The following is a 19507-nucleotide window of genomic DNA, read 5'->3' as shown; positions in this document are numbered from 1 at the left end:
TTCGGATCCCATTCGATTCCTAGGCGCTAGTCACGGGGATAGAGGGGGTTAAGTCTGCTGCTTTACGAACTAATTCGCGTTGTTTCTCCATATCGAAATTAGTGAAAGCTGCTAGTTGTTGTGCGAATGGAGGACTTTGAGCAAATAGTTCAAAGGTTGTTCTGTGACCTGCATAAGAGGAATTTAATAAGTCTCTCGCAAAGTACAATAACTTCCCTCTTTCTTGTGCACCCCAATCGCCCACAGCGTAATATTCATCGATATAATCTTTGATGACGGGATCAGACATAGTATTGTAGTCCGGTGTAACAGCTAATTGGCCGCCTACTAGTTCTCTAGTTAAATGTGCCATGGCAGGGAATTGTGATAAAGCGAATACTCTACCATTATATAGGAGTGATTGATTTGGCATCATTAATCCGCCAGGACTTTGTTCTGCATTTGCGACAGCTGCTGTTAGAAAAGCATTGATTCCTTCTCTATAGCCGATTAGTTGAGAGAGCTTTTCTTTTACTGCTTGCAATTGTGTGAGCCCTGTTTGTTCTACATTTAATGCAGCTGTCCCAATTAAATAATCAGCTCTTCGCAACATTCTAAGGACGTAGTTAAAAGCTGAGTAACGATGTAGCGTGGAACGGATATAGGCAGCAGATGCTAATGAGCGATGAAATAAGACATTTTCCCAAGGGATTAGAACGTGATCAAAAATGAGTAATGTGTCGATTTCTTCAAATTTTGTAGAGATTGGATAGTCTGTAGGGTTTTTATCTTGACCAAGAGAGGTACGACAAATATGTTTTAATCCAGGAGAGCCCATGTCGCAAATGAAGCCGCATGCAAAAGGTGCCATTGTATCTTCACCGGCATTCCAATCTAATATAGTGGGTTTGACGAATGCTTGATGAGCATAGGCAGCAGCAGTCTCAAATTTAGCCCCCTTGACGATAATCCCTTTATCATTTTCTTCCACGACATGAAGGAGTGTACCGCCATTTTTTCCAGCAAATAATTTACTTCGATCCCCTTTTGGATCTGTATTGGCTGATACATGGAATAAATCTTTTCTTGCTACACGATCGATATGGTATTCGATATTTTTAGCGTAGGTCGGATCAATTTCATTCAATTTATCCTTAGCATCGTATAATGACCACATTTCGCCAATTGTTTCATCACCGACTCGATAAACAACTCCACCAAGGTCATCAAGAATGGTTTCTACATGTGTGCGGATGGCTGATAGATCATCTTTTGTCTTTGGGGCTTTGTACGCCCGTGAAACTATTTCGCCGTCTTTTAATGTAGTGGTTAAGATGTTTTTATGATGTGGCTCATATGCCATGTCATACATTCTAGCTTTTACATCAACAATTGGTTTAAATGCTGGATGTTCAGCTACGTTTGTAACCTTTTCACCGTCTATGTAGACTTCACGGCCGTCATTTAAAGTTTCTTTGTAATCTTTTCCTGTCATTAAAGTCATACTGTCTCCTCCTTCGGTTTAAAAGTTTCTTGTTTTAGATGTGTAAATTCACCAAATTGACCTTTAAGGTAGAGTAATGGATTTTCTGTTATCGACTTAGCTGAATGAACTTTTCCTAAAAAGACAGAATGTGTACCTCCATACATCTCTTTATGCAGTTGACATTCAATTTGAGCTACTACGTTAGGTAAAAGAGGATTTCCCAAATCGCTATATGAGTATACAAGGTCTTCAAACTTGTCAGTATGGGATTTTGAGAATTTTAATGCTAAGTCTCCTTGTTGCTTTCCTAAAATATGAACATTAAACGATCCGGCCTCCATAATAGCTTTTTGTGTTCCGGTATTTTGATTGACACAAATGAGAAGCATGGGAGGATCCAATGATACGGAACAAACAGCGCTTGCTGTTAGACCGAAATCTTTTTTATTATGTCGTACTGTAATAATAGAAACACCAGTTGCGAAATTACTTATTATGGGTTTAAAAGTTTCGGAAGTAACATTGCCTGTTGCTTGGTTAGCACTCATGTACGTTTTTCACCACTCTTTCCATTTATAATTATTTAAGGAATAATTCTCTAATTGTTCCTTAAATTAAATATATAAAATTCTGAAAATACAGTCAATATAATTCGTGTTAAGTTTATTAATTTTTAAATGTCATAAAAATTAACAAAATTATTTTCTATGTTATAAAACATTACAAATATGATTGACAAAGCAGTTTTGAAGAAGTATAAATAATTTAAGAATATTTCCCTTTATGTTCCAATATTGGAATATACAATCTGGAAAATCTGCATCAACAGTACTTATAGCCTATTTGTAAAGGAGGTTGTTTATTTTCCTGTTTTGTAAATAATGTTATTAAATATTACATGTTTAGAGTGACGCTAGTTAATACAGCAGTTTGTGAAGAATTCTACTAAATCTAATGATTTTCAACCTTCTCTGTATTTCAGCTATAGTAAAAAGTGGATTCGTGGTCGGTATATTTCCTTTTACGAATGATTTAATTTAGAGGGGGATGAAAGAATGAATAAATCTTTTCTATTCATAACATTGATTGTATTACTGCTAATTAGTGCCGGTTGTCAATCTAGTAGCTCTTCAACAGAAAAAAAGACTGAAAATTCAGTCAGTCATGAAGAGGAGCTTAGTATCGCTTTCTCAACGTGGGTTGGGTATGCTCCTTTCTATATTGCAGAGGAAAAAGGATTTTTTGAAAAAAATGGTGTGAATGTTAAGATAACGCGGATTGAAAGCTCATCAGATCGTTTGAGTGCATTAGCAGCTAATAGAATACAAGGAATTGGTGGAACGATTGATTCTCAGGTAGTAGCTGCGGCACGTGATATCCCACTGGTGCAAGTAATTAGTACGGAAGAATCAAGTGGTGGTGATGGTATTGTTGCCAAGAAAGAGATTAAAAGTTTTAAAGATTTAAAAGGTAAGAAGGTAGCTGTACAGACAGATGGAGGAGCTAGTTTCTTTTGGTTTAATTATTTGCTGAAACAAGAAGGCATGAGCATGGGTGATATGGATATCCAAAGTATGAGTAGTGGCGATGCGGGTGCAGCGTTTATCGCAAATAAAGTAGATGCAGCTATTACTTGGGAACCGTGGTTAACGAATGTAAAGAATACAGATTTTGGCCATGTGTTAATGACTAGTGCAGAAACACCTGGAATCATTGCTAGTTCCTTTGCTCTTCAGCAAGATTATGTAGAGGAAAATCCAGAGCAGGTAAAAGGTTTTGTGAAATCTTGGTTTGATGCCATTGAATACTTCAAGAAAAATGAAGAAGATGCTATTTCGATAATGGCAAAAGCAATGGGACAAACTGATGGGGAATTTAAGGAAGCTTTAAGTGGCGTTACTCTATACGATAAAGAGAAAGCACGCGAATACGTTGGTACAAAAGAAAATCCAGGTCAACTTTACGAATTAACAAAATTGGGCGCTGAATTATGGACAGAACAAAAGATTATTGATAAAGAGCCGAACATTGAAGATTTAATAGATTATTCTTTTATTGAATGAAGGAGGTGGTAGACATGCAAAGGAACAAAATCTTGGACATGGATACTGTCATATTAGAGGAATCTGTGAAGACGAAAAAGAAGAAAAAGAAAAAATTCCGTTATTTTGAACCGCAAAAACCGATACCCAAAAGCTTATATTTCAAATTGACTATGAGTAGCTTCATCTTATTGCTAGGCATCTGGTCTTTATTGACCTATACAAATATTGTAGATGCACTGTTTTTACCAACACCCACAAGCATTATAACCTCTGGTATTACTCTTTTTACACAATTTAACTTTGTAAATGATATCTTCGTAACGTTTAGTCGGGTACTTGTAGGATTTGGATTAGCGTTACTAATTGGTGTCCCCCTTGGCATCTTCGTGGGAAGCTATAAAGTAGTAGAAGCCTTTTTTGAACCCATCATTTCATTTGTGCGTTATATGCCTGTTTCAGCATTTATCCCCCTCTTCATCTTATGGATTGGTGTAGGTGAATTAGAAAAAATATCCGTCATCTTTTTCGGTAGTATCTTTTCCATTGTGTTAATGGTTGCAGTAGAAGTTAGTGGTGTTCGCCGTGAATTATTAGAAGCTGCGTATACACTGGGTTCTTCTAATATAGGTGTTTTACGATCCGTCATATTGCCAGCCTCGATGCCCGGTATTTTAGATGCAATTCGCCTCGTTTTAGGATGGGCATGGTCCTATATCATAGTTGCTGAATTAATTGCGACGGCTTCAGGTATTGGTAGTGTCATCATTGAATCACAAAGGATGTTTCGAATTGGCAATATCATTTTTGGAATATTAACAATTGGTATGCTTGGATTACTATCGGATTTAATCTTGAAATTTTTTGGTAAAAAAATGTTTTCTTGGAATTACGGGAGGTGAGGAGATATATGGAGCTTTTAGTGGATGTAAAAGATGTTAGAAAAGTGTATGAAGGAACTGGTAAGAAACCCGATGTCCTCGCTGTAGATACCATTAACTTAAAAATAATCAAAAATGAATTTATTACAATTTTAGGACCTTCTGGTTGTGGGAAATCTACATTGTTACGGATGATTGGAGGGTTAGAAGAACAAACAGAAGGTGCAATCTACTTGCAAGGGGAAGAAATTATTGGACCTTCTGCTAATCGAGGGATGGTGTTTCAGGCGTATTCCTTGTTCCCTTGGCTCAACATAGAAGAAAACATTCAATATGGTTTAAAGATCAAAGGAATGGATCCTCAGGGAAGAAAAGATATTACCAAACGATATATTGAGCTAGTAGGCTTACAAGGTTTCGAGCATCACTATCCAAAACAATTATCAGGAGGGATGCAACAACGTGTGGCTATTGCTCGTGCCCTTGCAAATGATCCCGAAATCTTACTATTAGATGAACCATTTGGGGCACTTGATAATCAAACGAGATTGATTATGCAAGAGCTACTCCTTGAAATATGGGAGAGAACACATAAAACGATTTTATTCATTACCCATGATGTAGAAGAAGCCATTTTTCTTGGTAGTCGTGTTATCACAATGACATCAAGACCAGGAAGCATTAAAGCAGATATTCCGATAAATTTAGTGCATCCTCGTTCTTATAAGATTAAAACAGAAGGAGAATTTCTTACTTTGAAAGCACAACTGACAGAATTAATTCGAGATGAAAGTTTGAAAGCAATGGAATTAGAAGTTAAATAATAAGGGGGAATATACATGGTAACGAAAGAGGATTTTATGGTTGAGTTTAATCAAATTAAACAAGAGCTTAAGGAACATGCACACGTGAGGGCTTTGGAATTCTGGACAAGGGAAGATCTTACCCATGAGGAAGTATTTGAAGCTATTAGGGAGAGAGATTGGCTTGAAATGCAGTATGTTATATTCCTCGGAACAGAGATCATTAAATACTGGAACGAGTTTGATAGAGAAATTGTTACAGCTTTATGCAGACATATGCTAGAAGAAGCAAATCATTATGAAATTCTTAGTCGTGTTTTAGAAAAACATGGTTATACAGCGCCTGTTGCAACTTCAGAATTGAACAAAGGGTGGGAGGAAATACATTGGGCAGCCCTTGAGAAAGATGCAGTTTGTGCAATTGCTGTTTGGAATTGCTCAGAGACATCCACGACAACTACACATGATGTCGTCATTGAAAGTTGCAGACGGATTGGTTTGGAGGATTTAGCGAAGTGTTATGAAAAGATAAAAAAGGATGAAAATTTCCATGTGGGATTAGGAGAAACCATCATTGCAAAGTACATGGTTACAGAAGAACAAATTATAAACGCAACGGAAGGAATTCGTAGTTTTCGAGATGAAATGATGAAGTTTTATAATGATATTTATGAAACCAATAATCAAACTGTTTGAGAATTTTTAAATACTAAGTAACTCTAAATGGTTCGATCTGTTGAAACCCTTTAGGTATAAATAATATGAAAAGGAGAAATGTGTATGTCGAATGTTACGTATTTAAATCCCATAAAGTTTGAAAATATGGAAGCGGAACGTAAGCATCGGAAAGAAAGACTTGCAGGTGCTTTTCGACTGTTCTCAAAGTTTGGTTTTAGTGAAGGGGTGGCAGGACATATTACTGTACGAGATCCAGAATATACAGATCATTTTTGGGTAAATCCGTATGGCAAGCATTTCAGTGAGATTACTGTATCTAATTTGATTCTTGTAAATGAAAATGGTGATATTGTGGAAGGAGAAAAATCATTAAATGGAGCAGCATTTGCTATTCACTCTGAAATTCATAAAGCTAGACCAGATGTTATAGCTGCAGCACATGCACACTCCTTATATGGAAAAACGTGGGCTTCTTTTGGAAGATTATTAGATCCAATCTCTCAAGATGCGTGCCAGTTTTACAACGATCACGCGCTCTTTGATGACTATACAGGATTAGTGTATGAAACGGAAGAAGGGAAGCGCATTGCAGAAACATTAGGCAAGTATAAGGCGCTTATCCTGAGAAGCCATGGCTTACTTACAGTGGGGCAATCTGTTGATTCAGCAGCTTGGTGGTTTATTACAATGGAACGATTATGTCAGTCGCAAATATTAGCAGAATCAGTTCAAAAACCAATATTGATTGATGAAAAAAGTGCTTTAATAGCTGCTGAGCAGACTGGAACAGAGTATGAAGGATGGCTTAATTTCCAACCTTTATGGAACAAAATCGTAAAGGAAGAACCTGATTTATTGTTGTAAAGTAAGTTTCGTGAAAATGGTGTGTTTTTAATTTTTTTGTATATTTTGGTATAATAATTTAAATGAGAAGGCTTCTTTCTAAATGTATTTCAAGTAATATTGATATACATTCAAGAGAGGGTGCCTTTTTTAACTATAATGACTATGTGAATGTTGATATACATAGTGATTAGAGGAAGGCAGGGAAAGAAAATTGATAACAAGAGCCGGGATAGTTGGTCCATCTAGTACAGTAAAAATGGTAGTAGAACTTGCAGAGGATTATAAGGACCGTTTACAGGTCATTCCTTTTATTTATAAGAATCCTGAAGAAACAACATCCATAATACAACAAAAACAAAGTGAAGTTGATATTTGGGTGCTTGGTGGACCAGTTCTTTATCCTTTTGTAAGAGCAAGTGGGTCTAACCAACCTTTTTTCTTTCTTCAATTGGATGGTGCGAGTTTGACAAAGGCAATGATTGAAATCGGTTATAGTGATCAGCGACATTTGCAAAATATGAGTATAGATATTATACCTAAACGTGATGTATATGAGACTTTTGAAGATCTTAATTTGTCGAGTCAATCTATTTATTCTCAGGAATTTCATGAGGGTATTTCTATAGAAGAGCTACTTGATTTTCATAAAAAATTATATAACGAAAATAAAGTAGATACTTGTTTAACATGTTTGTATGCTATATTTGAAAATTTACAATCGGAAGATATACCTTCATATTGGATCACACCTACACGTACTAATATTCGTGAAACATTAACAAATGCGATTCAATATTGGGAAACAAAGTATTTTAAGGAATCTCAAATTTCCGTTATTTTGATTAAGATTACTGATGGAGAAGAAAATGATAAACTTACATTATCTTATAATCAGTATCGATTGAATTTACAATTACAGTCAGTCATTGTTAATTTTTCTGAATCTCTTTCAGGTTCAATTGTAAACCTTGGAATGGGTAGCTTTATCATTTTTTCAACGAGAGGCTCTTTACAGGAGTCATCAGAACATGTAGTAGACTTATTGGATAAGGTCTCATTAGTAACCGACTATCCTACACATATTGGTATTGGATATGGTGATACAGCCTTAGCAGCAGAGAAGCACGCAAGAATAGCCTTACTTAATGCGCAAACGTATGCTTCTTTTTGTGCATTTCTTGTTGACGATCAAGGAATGATAGAGGGACCCCTTCAGGAACAGGAAAGCATCTCTTTTAGTTATAGAATAGAAGACCGAGAAATGAGTGGAAAACTTAAACTGTGTGGGGTGACAATTACTACATTTAATAAGATATTGTCAGTTCAGAAAAGAACCGGTAATCATTCTATAACAGCATCACTTCTTTCAGAATGGCTAAAAATGACGCCAAGAAATGCACGACGTATACTTAATAATTTGGTAGAACAAGATATGGCTGAAATAATTGGAGAAGAAGCTCCCATATCAAAAGGACGACCACGGAAGATATATAGGATTAATAGTATGTAAACTATAATTTTCAAAACTACTAGGCTACTTGAAGAAGTTGACCTTTATATTCTCTTCTTACCGCTTTCATATATAAGAGTGCCCCGGCAAGTCGCCGGGGGGATATGTCTGGAAAAAATATAAATAAAAGTAATGAACTGGAGATAGAAAAGCTGCTTATCCCGTACGATGCGACAATTCCATGGTTTACGCTATCTTTAGGTTAGGATATTTTTAAAGAATAGCAGAGACATTCATATAGCAGTTACTTATAAATGGATATGTCGTTTGTCTAGACTCATATTGGTACAAATTCAGATTGCTGACTGTTTCTTGGCAGGCCGATGTCAGCCATGGTAAGTAACCCTGGTTTTCGAATCGCATCAATTTGTTTAGCTGTATTAATAACCATGGAGGCAGTAGCAGTATCACCGAATACTCCATTTGGTATGATTAATCTTTGTGTTTCGTTTCCTTCAATTATAATCTCATCCTCTTGGTTAATTCCTACAGACATGTTCAAGTCCAAGCAGATTTCCTTTCCGGTAGAGGTCAAAGCTCTTGATACTTGGTGTAGCCCACTAACCGCCCCTTTTTTTAGAGACGTAAGTGGAACGGTTATATCTTCGGTGGCAATTGTTGGCTCAATGGTATTATTTATACTGGTAAGTTCCCAATCTAGCCCATATGCAATTAATCTAACAGATTCTTCAAGCCCAACATGCCCGATCTTATCCTGTTCAGCCAGTGCCTCAAATTCTCCTTTTGTCATACCGATTCCAACTTTTCTTTGTAAGGGGAGGCGGCGTTTCGAAACATCCACTTTACGATTGACAAGGACTCTGTTTACCGTTGTAACAACCGTTGAAAAACAGATTGCCATGGTATCCATGATGAAACCTGGATTAATGCCAGTCCCGATGACACTGAGCCCTTTACTCTTTGCATATATATCTATCTCCTTTGCCAGCTCAGGATAGCGCTGCCACGGGAAAGAAAGCTGTTCACAGGTAGAAACCACTGAGAACCCATGATCTAAAAGTTCCTTGATTTGCGGCCAAACGTGGTTTGCATTGGAACCGGTCGCATGAAGGGCAATTGGATGCTCTACACTGGTTTTTACTTCATGAATACTGGAGACCACATGTACATCCATTTTATTTTCATTTATGATCAGCCCAATATCCTTTCCAACCTTTTGGGGATCAATATCTACAGCACCAATAATCGATTGAGGATTTGTAAGATATGCACTACGCAGAATTTCCATGCCGATAGGACCCAAGCCAAATACGGAAAATTTCGAAATACCACTTACCATTTATTTATCATCCTTTCAAATGTTGTATAACCGAATGCTAACATTGAAGGGAACATAACAAAAATAGTAAATTTTTATATACATATAAACCTTGATTATAAAAGGGACAAGTTGTACTTACTTTAGTTCTTTATCCTTATAACTCACAACGAAGCGTTGGATTGGAGGGTATGTATGATTTGATTTATCAAGAAAGGTGTATGTTCGCTACTTTTCCAAACAGCTGATATTGAGCTAGACAGATTCATATTTTCGATGTTTAAGGCCTTTACCTTTTTAGTTCCTAACAAATCAATCATATCTTTGGGCATGAGGGCAACACCTAAATTATTTGAAACTAGGTTTGCAATCGTTAATAGCTCAGATCCTTCACATAATTTTTTTGGAGAAAACCCAGCAATCGAACATGCCTTTTCCAAAAGAAATTGAAGAGAGTGGGCTTGTACTGCATGATAATGAATAAAGGGTTCATTCTTTGCCTCAGTTAAATGTATGGATTCTTTTTGAGCTAACCGGTGTTCAAAAGAAACGACTAATTGCAATGGAGATTTGTTGAATTCAATCATATTTAGCCCTTCATTTGTCAGAATATTGGCATGTATGGGTGTTCGGATAAAACCAATTTGATATTTTTGCTGTTTGACTAGCTTGACTGCTCTTGCGGAGGTTGTCTCTTGAAGATCCACTTCTACTTCAGGAAATTCAATACGTATCTTTTTCAATAAATTTGGTATATAAATACTTGCTGCTGATGGTATTGTGGCAATTTTTATTTTTGGTTTGGGGACAATTTTGTTTTCAACGATATTGCTAACTGTTTTTTCGATGTCATCAAAGGAAGGAGCGAGCTTCTTGTAGATATATTCCCCTTCTTCAGTCAATGTGATTTTTCTTGTTGTGCGATTTAGAAGCTTAAAACCTAATTGTTTTTCAAGTGATGAGATTTGTTGGCTTAAGCCAGGTTGGGAGATATGAAGGATCTTGGAGGCTTTGCTGAAACTAAGGTGGTTTGAAACCTCAATAAAATAACGTAGGGATAGGAAATTGATAAAATCACTCCTTTTGTTTAAGTGGTATCAGAATAACTGGATACAGCCAATAAGAAGGTATTTTATAATCAATAGTTATAAGTTTATAACAATAATATATTTCTCAAATGCAAGAGTCAATATTATCTTTAAAGAAGGATGTAAAAAAACTGAAAATTTAGTTAAATATAAAATTGGTTAAAAAAACGCACGATAATGACTGTAAGGATATGGGTTAAATTCCCATATGTAAAATGAAGGAAATTAGAGTTGGTCACAGAATACTATTAATATCGTCGCATTTAAAGATGATGAAATTGAAAAAGGAGGGATTTTTGTGAAGGGATGTAAAAGCCTTTTTTTATTCGGAATGATCATGTCCTTACTACTTATTACTGCTTGCAGTAAGGGGAATGAAGGGGCCTCTGGAGACGAAAGACAAAACTTGAGTCTATTAACAGGTGGGACTGGTGGTACATATTACCCACTCGGTGGTCAGATCGGAAATATCATCACGGATAATACCAATGCGAATATTACACCACAAACCTCCGGGGCTTCTGCAGAAAACATGGAAACCTTAAGAGCTGGAGAAGCTGAGATAGCTTTCTCGCAAACGGATATTGCTGCATATGCAGTTGAGGCCAAAGAAATGTTCAAGGGGAACCCCATTGATAATATCCAGGCAATTAGCTCTTTATATCCAGAAACTGTACAGCTTGTAACAACAGCTAAAAGTGGGATTAAATCAGTGGAAGATTTAAAAGGAAAGAAAGTATCGGTCGGTGCCCCTGGATCAGGTGCATACATTAATGCCATGCAAATTCTAGCACTTCATGGGTTATCAGCTAAAGATATAAAAGCCCAAAACCTCTCCTTCGACGAGTCAACGGACGGAATACAAGCTGGGAATATTGATGCAGCATTTATAACAGCAGGTACTCCAACTGGTGCAGTAGAGGCACTTTCTGTTCAAAATGATATTGTTGTCCTACCAATTGCGGATGAAAAGATTAAAGAGTTGGTTAAGAAATATCCATATTATGCGGAGGATACCATTCCGAGCGGCACTTATAAGATTAAATCAGATGTAAAGACCGTTGCCGTGAAAGCCATGTTGGTTGTAAGAAAAGACATGGACAAAGACTTGGTGTACGAAATGACTAAGGCTATTTATGACAATACAGACAAAATCACGCATGCAAAAGGAAAATTAATTACGGCAGAGACGGCACTTGAAGGATTAGGGGAAATGGAGTTGCATCCTGGTGCAGCTAAATATTTCGAAGAAAAGGGAATTACCAAATAAATGCTACGATAATCGATAGTTCGCTATCGATTTCGTTGTTTCTTGAAGTTTGGAGGTTTCGATGAGCAGCAATTTTTTTAAGAGATTCGTGTTTTTTATTATCCCTCTATTTCTGTTCAGTGCTTTACTTGGTTTCATACCATATAAACAAGTCCTTGCATTTTCCTATCAAGATCAAGGCGAGTTGTTGGCTTATTTACCTTTGAAAAGAGAAAAGACGTTTCAAATAGAGTATACACATTCCATTCACCTCTCGGAAGTTCTTGAAACCTATCAGCTATCAAGGGACTCCATTAAGCAAACCGAGCTGGCATATGAAGACTTTGCTGTAGGCATGCCTTCTAATGCAGAGGGAGAGGAAGTCTTTGAAGAAAAAGACGGTGTGTATCATATCAAAAATATGAATCGAACATTTGAATATATTGACTTAAGAATAGGGCAGGTTGGGGCCAATCATCGCTTAATCTATAAAAAACAAACTGTATTATTATCACGATTTATTAAGCCGGGAACATGGATCAGAATTTCAACGAAAAAAATTTCCTTTTGGGAACAATTGGATGGGGTGAATATCAATGGATGATGATAAAGGAAAAGTGCAGTACTTAACGGAGGAAGAACAGCAGAAACTTTTAGCGAAATACGATCCTGAAGCAGGGACCAGGAAATTAAAAGGCATGTTGGGGTATATTGCTTTTTTCGGTCTCTTAGCATTTTCTTTATTCCAATTGTATACAGCCATCTTTGGGGTTTTTACAGCACAAATTCAACGGACGATTCATTTAGGTTTCGCGCTATCTTTAATCTTTTTATTATTTCCTGCAAATCGGAAGAAACGCCAAAAAGGCAAGCTTCAAATAGCATGGTACGATATGATTCTAGCAGTATTAAGTATAGGAGTCGGAGCGTATTGGCCCTTGTTTTTCGACGATTTGGTCATGAATGTCGGTCGTTTAGGTACGTTGGATTTTACGGTTGGTTTACTGGCCATTTTACTGGTGTTAGAGGCAACGAGGCGTGCAGTAGGGATACCTATAACGACAATAGCGGTGCTATTCATTTTATATGGTCTATTTGGTCAATATATGCCTGGTTTCCTTTCGCATCGCGGTCTAACTTTCGAGCGGATGGTCCAAACGATGTTTTTCTCTACAGAGGGGATTTTAGGAACACCGCTGGCGATTTCATCCACCTTCATTTTCCTATTTTTACTATTTGGTGCCTTCCTTATACGAACCGGGGTTGGCCAATATTTCAATGATCTTTCAACTGCGATTGCAGGTAGAAGAGTCGGCGGGCCTGCTAAGGTTGCCATTTTTTCAAGTGCATTACAAGGAACCATCAGCGGCAGCTCGGTAGCGAATGTTGTCACTTCAGGGTCATTTACGATTCCGATGATGAAAAATCTGGGTTACAAAAAGGAATTTGCTGGGGCAGTAGAGGCATCTGCTTCAACAGGTGGACAATTAATGCCACCGATAATGGGAGCGGCAGCGTTTCTAATGGTCGAGTTTATTGGGAATGGCATCACGTATTGGGATATAGCAAAAGCAGCCACCATTCCAGCCATTCTTTACTTTACAGGGATTTGGATCATGACCCATTTTGAAGCAAAAAGGCTTGGATTAAGGGGATTGACGAAAGAAGAAATGCCGAACAAGAGAGAAGTGATAAGAAAAGTTTATTTATTGATACCAATCGTTGCTATCGTTCTCCTACTGATGTCGAATATAACCGTTACACATGCCGCATTGTATTCCATTCTTATCTCGATTATTGTAGGGTTTATTAACAAAGATGTACGGATGAAATTTAGTGATATCATTCATGCCCTAGTAGATGGGGCCCGTACGGCATTGGCAGTAGCGGCTGCAACGGCTAGTGCGGGTATTATCGTAGGGATTGTCACAAAGACAGGGCTAGGTCTAAAGCTGGCGAATGGATTAATCGATTTGGCTGGTGGCTACTTAATACCAACACTTATGCTTACAATGGTCGCGGCCTTAGTATTGGGAATGGGGTCACCGACAACTGCTAACTATGTAATTACCTCTACCATTGCGGCACCCGCCATCATTTTACTGGGTGTACCGGATTTATCCGCACATCTATTCGTTTTCTACTTTGGCATTATTGCGGATATAACACCACCAGTGGCACTAGCCGCTTTCGCAGCAGCCGGGGTTTCTGGTGGAGATCCCTTAAAGACGGGGATCCAATCGTCTAAATTAGCGATAGCGGCCTTTATTATTCCTTACATTTTCGTACTATCCCCACAAATGCTGATGATTGATTCAACTTGGATGGAAGTGGTATGGGTCGTTTTTACGGCAATGACTGGAATGATTGCTATCGGGGCCGGGGTCATCGGTTATTGGATACGCGGAATGCATTGGTTAGAAAGATTCCCAGCCATTATTATCGGCTTACTATTAATCTATCCTGAAACCATTACGGATATCATTGGATTAGCTTCCTTTGCCGTCTTGCTTGCTTTCCAATATTTCAAGAAGCAAGACAAAAGGAACATGCCGACCATTTTAGATAATAATCATAATATTTAGGTAATGGACTGAAGACACTAGACGGTGGCTTTTACCCAACTACATCATTTATCAGTTAAGGAGGTGAGTGTGTAATATAAGGTGGAGCCACCGTCTTTAATTTATATAGTTTATAATTTTGTTGTTTAATAAGTCTGAACTCTACTAGAGTTATCTCCATGATACACATAGGAACTGTCTCCAACTTTAGAATCTTAACCAGAAGAAAGGTATAGGTTTTTCTAAGTGAACAGGATTTACATCCGTTTTGAAAGGGGACTTTATATGACCTATTTTAAGAGTTTAATTATAGCTGTTTTCAGTATCTTTTTAGTTGTCTCTACCGTTATTGCAAGTGTGCCCGGGGTAGATAAGTCAATGAAGCAAGGAACAAAAAAGGGAATCGTTTCGGTTTCCCATCCCATAGCAGCGGAAGCTGGTAGAAAGATTTTAGAGCAAGGCGGAAATGCTGTTGATGCAGCAGCAGCCATTCAGCTGTCATTAAATGTAGTGGAACCGATGATGTCGGGAATTGGCGGAGGGAGTTTCATCATGATTTACAGTAAAGAGGAAGATAAAATTACGATGATTGATAGCCGTGAAACGGCTCCAAAAAACGTTACACCTAAACTTTTTCTAGATAAAAACGGAAAAGTTGTACCTTTCAGTAAACGTCATATTACAGGAAAGGCGGTAGGGGTCCCTGGAACTTTAAAGGGAATGGAGATGGCTCTTGAGAACTATGGCACGATGAGTTTATCAGAAGTAATAAATCCTGCAATCAAACAAGCGGAAAAAGGAGTGAAAGTAAATTGGTCCGCAGCTCAATATATTGATGAAAATAAAGCGAAGCTTCTAAATAATCCTGCAGCTGCCAAAGTGTTCATTCCCGGGGGAGAACCATTAAAAGAAGGTGATAAGCTCATCCAACCGGATCTTGCCAAGACATTCAAAATTATTCAGAAACAAGGGCCGGATGCACTTTATTCAGGGGAAATCGGTGAAGCGCTTGTCAAGGAAGTTAAAAAACGAGAGGGCGTCATGACCACGGATGATTTGAAAAGGTATGAGGCGAAAGAAAGGGAACCGATTCAATCGAATTATAGGGGATTTGAAGTCGTGGGTGCCGCTTCGCCGAGTTCAGGTAGTTTGACGGTCCAACAAATTTTAGAATTGATGGAAGGGTATGATGTGAAGAAGATGGGAATTAATTCCCCTGAATATCTTCATTATTTAACGGAAGCCATGCATTTGGCATTTGCCGACCGTGCAGCATACATGGCTGATGAAGATTTTTATGAAGTTCCTAAAAAAGGGCTTTTAGATGAGGAGTATATAAAGGAAAGAAGAAAACTAATTAATCCTAATAGATCAACTGCAGAAGTAAAAGAAGGAGATCCATGGGAATATGAAGGAAAAGAACCTTCTTCCATGCCAACTGTGGTGGAGAATCATCCTGAAGGTCAAACCACCCATTTCTCGGTGATGGATAAGTGGGGGAATATGGTGTCATATACGACTACGATTGAACAAGTGTTCGGTACTGGCATAATGGTACCGGATTATGGTTTCATGCTAAATAATGAAATGACAGATTTCGATGCTACACCGGGGGGCGTTAATCAGGTAGAAGCAGGAAAACGCCCTAGAAGCAGTATGTCACCAACTTTTGTCTTAAAAGATGGAAAACCTTTTCTTGCCTTGGGCTCTCCTGGGGGAGCTACCATTATTGCATCCGTGTCTGAGACCATCATGAATGTAATCGATCATGGGCTACCAATCCAAGAAGCCATCTTATCACCTCGTATATACTCAGCGAACTATCCCACTGTTCGATGGGAGCCGGGAATTGAACAAAATACAAAATTGGAGTTAATGGCAAAAGGTCATGTCTATGAAGAAAAACCTCAGCATATTGGAAATGTGCAGGCCGTCGTATTCGATTATGAAACGGGAAAAATGTATGGTGGGGCGGATAATACGAGAGAAGGAACAGTTCTTGGAGTAGATAAGGGATACTATAAGTCGAAAAAAGCTCCAGAAATTAAAGAAGAGAAGCCAGGTCCATTCACATTAAAAGTAAATGGTGTACCTTTTCCGTATACAGCTAAACAAATGAAGATAATAGATGGTAAGCCTTATATTCAATCGGATAAATTGCTACTTGGTTTAGGCGTAATAGGCACAAAAGATTTAAAGACCTATAAACCAGATCAAAAATCATTCCTACCCGTTTTAAGGGTCGGAAAAGTAACAGGATTTAAAGTGGAGTGGAACGAAGAAGATAAAGTAGTATTATTGGAAAAGGATCCAACTGATTACGAGGATATAGACGATGATGGGTCCATCACAAACTAAGTTGATTAAAAACCCTCCATTAAAGCCAGCCATGCTTTTATGGAGGGCTTTTTCATGCCCAATGATAAGGAATGGGTCCTGGAAACATGGTCATATTTGTCCAATTTGAAAAGGAACAAGGAGCAATGAAACAAGGGGGACGATCACTAATTCGTTTTGTTTTTACCTTTGGTGGATAATGTATATAATACGGGTAACAACCAATTGAAGGGAGACTTATTATGAATGAATATAAAGTGACAGTGAAGAATGGAAGTATGGTAATTCTGACGGATGTTATCAAAGCTGAAGATGAAAGGGAAGTTCTAGGTACACTATTGATTAACAGTGAATTGTTCAATCAATCATTTACCGATATTAATATTTTAGAGCTTTAACATAAAATACAGTAGGTGATAGTATGTGTGGACGGTTTACCCTTTTTACGGGCATTGAAGAAATCATTGATCGCTTTGATATACAGTCTGCTTTTAATGAAGAGTACCAGGCAAGCTATAATGTAGCTCCGACGCATTCCGTTCTATCTGTCATTAATGATGGTAATAAGAACCGGTTAGGATATCTCCGATGGGGATTAATTCCGTTCTGGGCTAAGGATGAAAAAGTTGGCTACAAGATGATAAATGCCAGGTCCGAGACAATTGCCGAGAAAGTCAGTTTCAGGAATGCTTATAAAAAGAAACGGTGCTTGATTCTTGCCGACTCCTTTTATGAGTGGAAGAAGGATCCTGAACGTAAAATACCAATGCGGATTAAACTTAAGAATAATGCTCCATTTGGAATGGCAGGTCTATGGGAATCATGGAAATCAAAGGAAGGTACGGTTTATTCTTGTTCAGTTATCACCACGACGTCAAATGAATTGATGACAAGCATTCATGATCGTATGCCGGTCATTCTTAATCCTGAAGATGAAAAGGTTTGGCTTGACCCGACCATTCAGAATACGAACTATCTCCAACAATTCCTAAAGTCTTTTGACGCCGAACAAATGGAAGCGTTTGAGGTATCATCGGATGTGAATTCTCCTAAAAACAATTCCTCCAACCTCATAGAACGGATTTGTTGAGAACTTTTATTATGTAAAACAATATACGGCATATTTTGATAGAAATCGGTCCATACCAATTCTAGCCTATTGAATTGCTGAAAAGTTGTTATATGATATAGTTGACAGAAAAAAATTATCTATGTGACAATCCGGTTTAAACCGGTAGTGTTTTCTGTTTCAATAAGATAAATGGGAGTGTAGATCATTACTACATTCATCATTCATATCTAGTTAATTCAACCTTAACTCTTGCAGTTAGGGTTTTGTTTTTGCCTATGTAGTAAAATTCAAATCAAGGATGTTCACTGTTATTTAGATACCACACACATATTGAAATGAGTTGTATATGGGACAAGCCTTTAAAATACACTTAGGGAGAACCTCATTAGAATCTTCAAGTGTAACTCCTTTCCTTTTGTTAGAGGATGGAAGAGGAGACGGGGCTATTTCCAGTGATGGTAAAATCATGGGCACCTATCTTCATGGCATCTTTCATAATCGTCTGTTTACTAGGTCTTTATTCAATCAAATTCGTCGGGAAAAAGGGTTGGATGAAGTAAAGGATAATGTGCAAAGTGATTCAGAGCGACGAGAGGAAGCGTATGACCTCTTGGCTGCCCTTTTGGAAGAAGATATTGATATGGATACAATCTATCAATGGCTGCAAATCGAAAATTAAAGATGACACCTGGAAATATAGATGGTTACATACTCTAGCAGAAGAGAGTCTAGAGTATGTAATTTTGTAATGGAAAGAGCCCTGTTGCCTATACATAGATATAAAACGTTTTATTTTACTGATAGCTTATTGGTTCTTGGTTATGTAAAGGTTATGTAAAAGTAAGTTATGCAGCTTATCAAGTTCTTGGCTTATATGTAAAGTTTTTGGAGCGGTGAATCCATGGTTAAAAGCTGTATAGATTAATTCCTTCCTCAAAATTTCTATTTTTGTATGTAGTAGTTCCATACTTTCCAATGAAAATCCCTCAAGTTCTTATACTTTTTTGTCATGTATCTATTATTACATAAATTAGGATGACTTGCCGGTATTTTGCTTCAAATTGATTTCTACCATCAAAATGCATAAGATAAGGATTAAATTTCCTTTTTTCGGCCATATTAAGTGACAGACCTTTAGTTAATATGGTATGGTGTGTTTTCTACATACTTTATAGAATTAAAAGGATGAGGTGTTTTAATATGAATAAAACAGAATTAGTCACAACTGTAGCAGCACAAGCAGAATTAACAAAAGACGACGCTAAAAAAGTAGTGGATGCATTGTTTGAGACAATCACGACTACGCTAGCCAAAGAAGAAAAAATTCAATTAGTTGGATTTGGTACATTTGAAGTACGCGATCGTGCAGCACGTACTGGTAGAAATCCGCAAACAGGTGAAGAAATACAAATTGCAGCTAGCAAAGTTCCTGCATTCAAAGCGGGTAAAGAATTAAAAGAAGCCGTAAAATAAGGGGTTCCCTTTATTTTCAAATCTCTGGAGTTAGTTAGTCTCCAGAGATTTTTTTGTTTTTTAATTGCTACATAAGTGGATTTTATTGATTTAGAGCATAAAAACAGGCCCTGATTTTCAGGGCCTCAGACTGTAGACAAACTCGATGAAAATCGACTTTGCCTACAGTCTTTTTTATTTTAAAATAAAAGTATTAAAACTTGAGGTGATAAAGATGCTT

The 19507-nt window shown here is 37.5% G+C and carries 19 protein-coding genes; 14 read left to right on the top strand and 5 right to left on the bottom strand.

Translation table 11 applies throughout. The annotated features are described in order from the left end of the window. Positions 1-19: 19 nt before the first annotated feature. Both ACQKL6_RS17680 and ACQKL6_RS17675 read right to left on the bottom strand, forming a co-directional pair. Positions 20-1483 carry a 4-hydroxyphenylacetate 3-hydroxylase family protein gene (locus ACQKL6_RS17680; protein ID WP_402989580.1) on the bottom strand — a complete coding sequence of 488 codons (1464 nt, stop codon included), beginning with the start codon at positions 1481-1483 and terminating at the stop codon, positions 20-22. Further along, positions 1480-2013, bottom strand: a complete 534-nt coding sequence (locus ACQKL6_RS17675; RefSeq protein WP_402989577.1) for a flavin reductase family protein — start codon at positions 2011-2013, stop codon at positions 1480-1482. Before ACQKL6_RS17675 ends, ACQKL6_RS17680 begins: the two co-directional genes overlap by 4 nt. Positions 2014-2520: 507 nt before the next feature. On the opposite strand from ACQKL6_RS17675, the gene ACQKL6_RS17670 reads away from it, so the two are divergent. From ACQKL6_RS17670 to ACQKL6_RS17645, 6 genes are all read left to right on the top strand, one after another. After that, on the top strand, positions 2521-3528 hold the full coding sequence (locus tag ACQKL6_RS17670; protein WP_402989574.1) for an ABC transporter substrate-binding protein: 1008 nt from the start codon (positions 2521-2523) through the stop codon (positions 3526-3528). 14 nt (positions 3529-3542) lie between these two features. Beyond that, positions 3543-4409: an ABC transporter permease gene (locus ACQKL6_RS17665; RefSeq protein WP_402959180.1), complete on the top strand. Its 867-nt coding sequence runs from the start codon at positions 3543-3545 to the stop codon at positions 4407-4409. 8 nt (positions 4410-4417) lie between these two features. Then, entirely contained in the window at positions 4418-5212 is a 795-nt protein-coding gene (locus ACQKL6_RS17660) for an ABC transporter ATP-binding protein (RefSeq protein ID WP_427651623.1), read from the top strand. A gap of 15 nt (positions 5213-5227) precedes the next feature. Further along, the gene (locus ACQKL6_RS17655) at positions 5228-5887 is read left to right on the top strand and encodes a hypothetical protein (RefSeq protein ID WP_402989568.1); all 660 of its coding nucleotides are present in this window, start codon (positions 5228-5230) and stop codon (positions 5885-5887) included. A gap of 84 nt (positions 5888-5971) precedes the next feature. Beyond that, positions 5972-6733 carry a class II aldolase/adducin family protein gene (locus ACQKL6_RS17650; RefSeq protein WP_402989565.1) on the top strand — a complete coding sequence of 254 codons (762 nt, stop codon included), beginning with the start codon at positions 5972-5974 and terminating at the stop codon, positions 6731-6733. Between the two features lie 238 nt (positions 6734-6971). Continuing rightward, positions 6972-8225: a hypothetical protein gene (locus ACQKL6_RS17645; protein ID WP_427651622.1), complete on the top strand. Its 1254-nt coding sequence runs from the start codon at positions 6972-6974 to the stop codon at positions 8223-8225. Positions 8226-8502: 277 nt separating this feature from the next. Here the strand turns inward: ACQKL6_RS17645 and ACQKL6_RS17640 are convergent, their stop codons facing one another. Both ACQKL6_RS17640 and ACQKL6_RS17635 read right to left on the bottom strand, forming a co-directional pair. Then, a complete protein-coding gene (locus ACQKL6_RS17640; protein ID WP_402959169.1) occupies positions 8503-9525 on the bottom strand; it encodes an NAD(P)H-dependent amine dehydrogenase family protein in 1023 nt (340 codons plus the stop codon). A gap of 143 nt (positions 9526-9668) precedes the next feature. Further along, positions 9669-10574, bottom strand: a complete 906-nt coding sequence (locus tag ACQKL6_RS17635; RefSeq protein WP_427651649.1) for a LysR family transcriptional regulator — start codon at positions 10572-10574, stop codon at positions 9669-9671. Between the two features lie 316 nt (positions 10575-10890). Between ACQKL6_RS17635 and ACQKL6_RS17630 the strand changes: the two genes are divergently transcribed. The 7 genes from ACQKL6_RS17630 (at position 10891) to ACQKL6_RS17600 (ending at position 18493) form a co-directional block, all read left to right on the top strand. Next, on the top strand, positions 10891-11862 hold the full coding sequence (locus tag ACQKL6_RS17630; protein WP_427591860.1) for a TAXI family TRAP transporter solute-binding subunit: 972 nt from the start codon (positions 10891-10893) through the stop codon (positions 11860-11862). Positions 11863-11923: 61 nt separating this feature from the next. Next, positions 11924-12445 carry a DUF1850 domain-containing protein gene (locus ACQKL6_RS17625; protein ID WP_427651620.1) on the top strand — a complete coding sequence of 174 codons (522 nt, stop codon included), beginning with the start codon at positions 11924-11926 and terminating at the stop codon, positions 12443-12445. Beyond that, complete coding sequence (locus tag ACQKL6_RS17620; protein WP_427651618.1) at positions 12438-14426, top strand: TRAP transporter permease; 1989 nt, start codon at positions 12438-12440, stop codon at positions 14424-14426. The genes ACQKL6_RS17625 and ACQKL6_RS17620 overlap by 8 nt, the downstream gene beginning before the upstream one ends. Positions 14427-14690: 264 nt before the next feature. Then, entirely contained in the window at positions 14691-16763 is a 2073-nt protein-coding gene (gene ggt / locus ACQKL6_RS17615; RefSeq protein WP_402989553.1) for a gamma-glutamyltransferase, read from the top strand. Between the two features lie 221 nt (positions 16764-16984). Further along, positions 16985-17140, top strand: a complete 156-nt coding sequence (locus ACQKL6_RS17610; RefSeq protein WP_402989550.1) for a hypothetical protein — start codon at positions 16985-16987, stop codon at positions 17138-17140. A gap of 23 nt (positions 17141-17163) precedes the next feature. Beyond that, on the top strand, positions 17164-17832 hold the full coding sequence (locus tag ACQKL6_RS17605; protein ID WP_402989547.1) for an SOS response-associated peptidase: 669 nt from the start codon (positions 17164-17166) through the stop codon (positions 17830-17832). A 328-nt stretch (positions 17833-18160) separates the two neighbouring features. Then, positions 18161-18493 (top strand): hypothetical protein, encoded by a 333-nt coding sequence (locus ACQKL6_RS17600; RefSeq protein ID WP_402989545.1) that lies wholly within the window; start codon positions 18161-18163, stop codon positions 18491-18493. Between the two features lie 126 nt (positions 18494-18619). Here the strand turns inward: ACQKL6_RS17600 and ACQKL6_RS17595 are convergent, their stop codons facing one another. After that, entirely contained in the window at positions 18620-18781 is a 162-nt protein-coding gene (locus ACQKL6_RS17595) for a Spo0E family sporulation regulatory protein-aspartic acid phosphatase (protein ID WP_402989809.1), read from the bottom strand. A gap of 233 nt (positions 18782-19014) precedes the next feature. On the opposite strand from ACQKL6_RS17595, the gene ACQKL6_RS17590 reads away from it, so the two are divergent. Beyond that, positions 19015-19287: an HU family DNA-binding protein gene (locus tag ACQKL6_RS17590; protein ID WP_402872569.1), complete on the top strand. Its 273-nt coding sequence runs from the start codon at positions 19015-19017 to the stop codon at positions 19285-19287. Positions 19288-19507 lie beyond the last annotated feature (220 nt).

Origin of the sequence: Peribacillus sp. NPDC097197 (genome assembly GCF_050278025.1) — a bacterium.
Lineage (GTDB): Bacteria > Bacillota > Bacilli > Bacillales > DSM-1321 > Peribacillus.
This window is presented reverse-complemented; position numbering and strand designations above follow the sequence as displayed.